Annotated in this window: 3 protein-coding genes; 2 read left to right on the forward strand and 1 reads right to left on the reverse strand. The window is 69.4% G+C overall.

Going from position 1 to position 5,065, the window contains the following annotated elements:
* Positions 1 to 150: 150 nt before the first annotated feature.
* Entirely contained in the window at positions 151 to 1,443 is a 1,293-nt protein-coding gene (locus V5O40_RS27725) for an extracellular solute-binding protein (RefSeq protein ID WP_332908184.1), read from the reverse strand.
* Positions 1,444 to 1,695: 252 nt separating this feature from the next.
* Between V5O40_RS27725 and V5O40_RS27730 the strand changes: the two genes are divergently transcribed.
* Both V5O40_RS27730 and V5O40_RS27735 read left to right on the forward strand, forming a co-directional pair.
* Positions 1,696 to 3,318, forward strand: a complete 1,623-nt coding sequence (locus V5O40_RS27730; protein WP_332908185.1) for a glycoside hydrolase family 43 protein — start codon at positions 1,696 to 1,698, stop codon at positions 3,316 to 3,318.
* 423 nt (positions 3,319 to 3,741) lie between these two features.
* Complete coding sequence (locus V5O40_RS27735; protein ID WP_332908186.1) at positions 3,742 to 4,935, forward strand: endo-1,4-beta-xylanase; 1,194 nt, start codon at positions 3,742 to 3,744, stop codon at positions 4,933 to 4,935.
* Positions 4,936 to 5,065: the final 130 nt, after the last annotated feature.

Below are 5,065 nucleotides of genomic sequence, written 5' to 3' on the forward strand. Positions count from 1 at the left end.
CAGGCGGGCGATGGCCGCGATGGTCACTGTCCGGTTGTCGTTGGCAGCCATGCGCCCTCCCTACTTCGCTCATCCCTCGACGCTGCCGGCGGGATCGCCGACGAGCTGACGGACGGCGGCGGCGCGGTGCCCGAGCGCCGACGACGCCCGTTACTGCTTCTTGGCCACCCTGGTGATGTCCTTGACGATCTGGTCCGGCCGCTTGGTGCCCGCGATCAGCTGCGCCACGCTCTCGTTGACCTGCGCGCCCACCGCCGGTGGGTACGCCTGGTCGAGGTAGAGCTGGAAGCCGGTCGCGATGCCGAGGTTCGCCGCCACGACCTGGTTGTTCAGATCCTTGATCCCGCCGGCCGCGGCCTGGTTGGTGGGCAGCACCGCACCGGTCTGCGCGGCCCGGCGCTGGTTCCTCGCCTGCAGCAGCGTCCGGAGGAAGTCCACGGTGGCGGGCGGCGCGTCGCGGCCGACCACGAAGCCGTTGCCGCCGCCGAACGCGTCGGTGGCCGAGCCCTTGCCGTCCTCGACCGCCGGGAACGGGAAGAAGGCGAGTCGGTCACCGAGGCCACGCTTGCTGGTCGAGGAGGACGCCTGCACCGACGGTGCCCACTGGCCCATCAGCTCCATGGCGGCCTCCTCGTTGCCCATCGTCGCGGCCTGTCCGGTCTCGGACCCGTACTCCGCGCGCAGGTAGCCCTGCTGGAACGGCTGCATGTCGACGAGTTCGCGGAGGCGTTCGCCGGCGGCGACGAAGACCGGGGTGTCGAAGTTACGGTCCTCGGCCGCCTGCCGCAGCGCCTCGAGACCGCCGATCCGCATCGCCAGGTACGCCCAGTAGTAGTGCCCGGGCCACTTGTCCTTGCCGCCGAGCGCGATCGGGGCGATGTTGACGGCCTTGAGCTTGTTGACCACCTGCAGCAGTTCGCTCCAGGTCTTCGGCGGCGTCTCGATGCCGGCCTTGGCGAAGTGGTCCCGGTTGTACCAGAAGCCGACCATGCCGATGTCGAACGGAATGCCGTAGATCTTGTCGTTCACCGTGTACGGCTGCAACGAGGCGGGCAGCAGTTGCCCGATCCAGCCCTGGACCTCGCTGGTGATGTCCTTGACCAGGCCGGCCTCCACCTGCTGCTGCAGTGCGCCGCCACCCCACGACTGGAACAGGTCCGGCGGCAGCGCGGCCTCGACCGCGCCGTTCAACTTGGTCTTGAATGCCTCGACCTCGAGCGGCTGCACGTCGATCGTGACGTGGGTGTGTGCGCCCTCGTACTGCCGGGCCAGATCAGCCCAGACGCTGAGCATCGGCTCGGCGTCCTGGACGTGCCACCATCTGATCTTCTGCGGGCTCGCGGAAGCGCCGCTGTCCCCATCCCCGCAGGCGCCGAGCAGGAGCGCGCCGGCGCCCGCGCCGGCCAGCCCCAGCAGCGACCGGCGGGTGAGGTGCGATGTCATGGTTAATCCCTTCGGGAGGCGTAGTAACGCGGAGGGAACACCACCGCGATCAGCGGCGGCCATGAAAGCGGGATCGCAAGTTTCGCTTCGATACCGATATTTTCGACGTGATGGCCGGCACGTTACGACGGCTTTGCGTCGCCGGTCAAGGGGGTGTCGCGAGCGGACGCCAGCCGATACCGTGAGCGCCATCCCGGTATTTCCGGAGTATTTCCGGGAGGAAACCGGGATCGTGACCTGAAGGAGTCGAACATGTCGACCGAGATCGCAGACGTCGCCATCGTCCGGTCGATCCGCAACCCCGTTCTGACCGGCTTTCATCCGGATCCGTCCATCCTGCGGGTCGACGACGACTACTATCTGGCGACCTCGACCTTCGAGTGGTATCCCGGGGTCCGGGTGCACCACTCGAGAGACCTCGTCCACTGGCGGGAACTCGGCGGCATCATCACCGAACGCCGCCTGCTCGACCTGCGCGGCTGCGGCGACTCCAACGGGATCTGGGCACCCGACCTCACGTACCACGACGGGTTGTTCCACCTTGTCTACAGCGACGTCGCCAGCTTCGCCAGCGGCTACTGGGACGCACAGAACTTCCTCACCACCGCGCCGACCATCACGGGACCGTGGTCGGACCCGGTACGACTGCACTCGCACGGCTTCGACGCCGCGCTGTTCCACGACGACGACGGCACCTCCTGGTTGCTGGCGATGAGTGCTGACTGGCGGCCGGGGCGCGACCGCTTCGGTGGCATCGAGATTCAGCAGTATGACCCGGCCCGACGGCAACTGGTCGGCCGACCCCGGATCATCTTCACCGGCACCGAGGTCGGTCTGACCGAGGGACCGCACCTCTACCGGCACGACGGCTGGTACTGGCTGGTCACCGCCGAGGGCGGCACCAGCTGGGAGCACCAGGTCACGGTGGCCCGGTCACGGGAGCTGTTCGGACCGTACGAGGTGGACCCGGCCGGACCGCTGCTCACCTCGGTCGGCCGTCCGGACCTGACGCTGCAGAAGGCCGGCCACGGCAGCCTGGTGCGCACCCAGCGTGGCGAGTGGTATCTCGCCCACCTGGTGGGCCGTCCCTACACGCCGCTCGGCAACTGTGTCCTCGGTCGGGAGACCGCGATCCAGAAGGTCGACTGGTCGCCGGGCGGCTGGCCGTGCGTGTCCGGCCGGGTGCCGGCCGACGAGATCCCCGCTCCGGACCTGCCGGCCCATCCGTGGCCCGACGAGCCGGCCACCGACCACTTCGACGCCCCCCGACTGGGCGCCGGCTGGTCGACCCTGCGCCGCCCGGCGACGGACGATTGGATCGACCTGCGCTCCCGCCCCTCGCACCTGCGGGTGCACGGTGGCCAGTCCCCCGTCGGTAAGCAGACGCCGAGTCTGGTGGCACGGCCGGTGGGCGCGGTGCGTTGTTCACTGGAGACCGTCGTCGAGTTCGACCCGGGCGACCACCGGCATCTGGCGGGCATCACCGGTTACTACAACACCGAGAACTGGCACCACCTCTACCTGACCCGGGCCGACGACGGACGCTCCGTGCTGGAGCTGCTCAGCTGCGACGGTGGCCACCGCACCGCGTATCCACAGCTGACCGTCGACACCGGCGGCCGGCTGCGGGTGGGCCTGCGGGTCACCTTCGACGGCCCGGTGCTGCGCTTCGCGTACGACCTGGGTGACGGTTGGCGGTGGCTGCCGGTCGAGCTGGACGCCACCATCCTCTCGGACGAGCACGCGGCCCGGATCGTCGACGGCGAACCGGCGGCCTGGGGCTTCACCGGCGCCCTGCTCGGCCTCTGGGTGCAGGACATCGGCGGCGACGGCCGCTACGCCGACTTCGATCACGCCACCTATCTCGAACACTGATCCCGCGTCGACCCACCCGCCCGCCTCCGGTCGACCCACCGCCGGCGGGCTCCCGGCCCCGGGCCGGCTCGACCTCGTCCACGGAACCCGCGGGAGCGAGCCGGCCCGGCCACTTCCGGCACGGGCGGCGGGCTCAGCCGAGTCGGGCAGCCGGAGCTGGATCCGGAAGTTTCCGGTTGTAAACCGGACGTTCCAGCAGTGCACACGGCCGACTTCCGGAAGTCTTCGTGGTTGACTGCGCGCATCGATGGCCCTAACGTTTCGGCCAAGTTACCGATCGAAATTCGGAAAAGTATCGGCGCCCTTTCCGGCACGTGTCGTGTCCGGCCAGAGCGCCGCCAGCGCTGCCAACCTGCTCAGCACCGGTCCGAACCCGGCACTTCATGATCGACATATGTCGATCGAAGATCGAGAGGAATGCAGATGAAGTTGAGACGGTGGATGGCCGTCGGTGCGGTCGCCGTCGCGACCGCGGCGACATTGAACATGGTGCCGGCCACGGCCGGCCGGCCGTACGACCCGACCGCACAGACCCTCGGCGCCCTCGGCCTGCGCCACGGCCTGCAGATCGGCACCGCGGTCAGCGCGGACGCCCTCAACGACACCGCCGACCCGGAATACCGCAAGATCGCCGCCTCCGAGTTCGTCTCGGTCACCGCGGAGAACGCCATGAAGTGGGAGAGCCTCGAACCCACTCGCGGCACCTACAACTGGGAGCCGGCCGACCAGCTCGTCAACTTCGCCAAGCGCAACCGCCAGAGCGTGCGGGGTCACGTGCTCGTCTGGCACAACCAGTTGCCGCAGTGGCTGACCGAAGGGGTCGCCGACGGCTCCATCAGCAAGCAGGAGCTGCGCGAGCTGCTGCGCAAGCACATCACCACGGTGGTCAAGCGCTACAAGGGCAAGATCTGGCAGTGGGACGTCGTCAACGAGGCGGTCAGCGACCCCTGGGACACCCCGCCCACCCTGCACTACAAGGGTTTCTGGGCCGAGAACCTCGGGCCCGGCTACATCGCTGACGCGTTCCGGTGGGCCCGCGCCGCCGACCCCAGGGCGCTGCTGTTCTACAACGACTACAACATCGAGGCGTTCGGCTCCGGCAACCCGGCCGACGACAAGACCCAGTTCGTCTACGACATGGTGAAGCGGCTGCGCGCCCAGGGCGTGCCGATCGACGGCGTCGGCGCGCAGGGCCACCTCGGCACCCAGTACGGCAACTTCAGCACCTTCCAGGTGACCGAGGCGCTGAAGAAGTTCACCTCGCTCGGCGTGGCGACCGCGTTCACCGAGGTCGACGTCCGCAGCCAGATGACCGAGCCGGTCCAGGCCGGCAACTCCGAGGAGATCAACCCCAGGTTGCAGGCGTCGGCCGCCAACCACAGCGTGCTGATGAAGGCCTGCCTGCTCGTCCGCAGCTGCCTCTCGTACACCGTCTGGGGCTTCAGCGACAAGCACTCCTGGGTGCCGGGCTGGTTCGACGACCCGCCGGAGGGCCTGGCCACCATCATGGACGAGAACTACCAGCCCAAGCTGGCCTACCACGAGATCAAGTCCGACCTGATCCTCGCCGGCCCGCCGTACGTCCTGCCCCGCATCGCACCCAAGCCCCGCCGCTGATCCTCGTCACGGCGGGCGGACCAGCCATCCACCACCAGCGGGGGGGGGGGGGGGGGGGGGGGGCGCCCCCCCCCCCCCCCCCCCCCCCGGCGCCCCCGGCGGGGGCCCGCCCCCCCCCCCCCGGCCCCCC

The sequence above is a fragment of the Micromonospora palythoicola genome (genome assembly GCF_036689795.1).
Classification (GTDB): Bacteria; Actinomycetota; Actinomycetes; order Mycobacteriales; family Micromonosporaceae; genus Micromonospora; species Micromonospora palythoicola.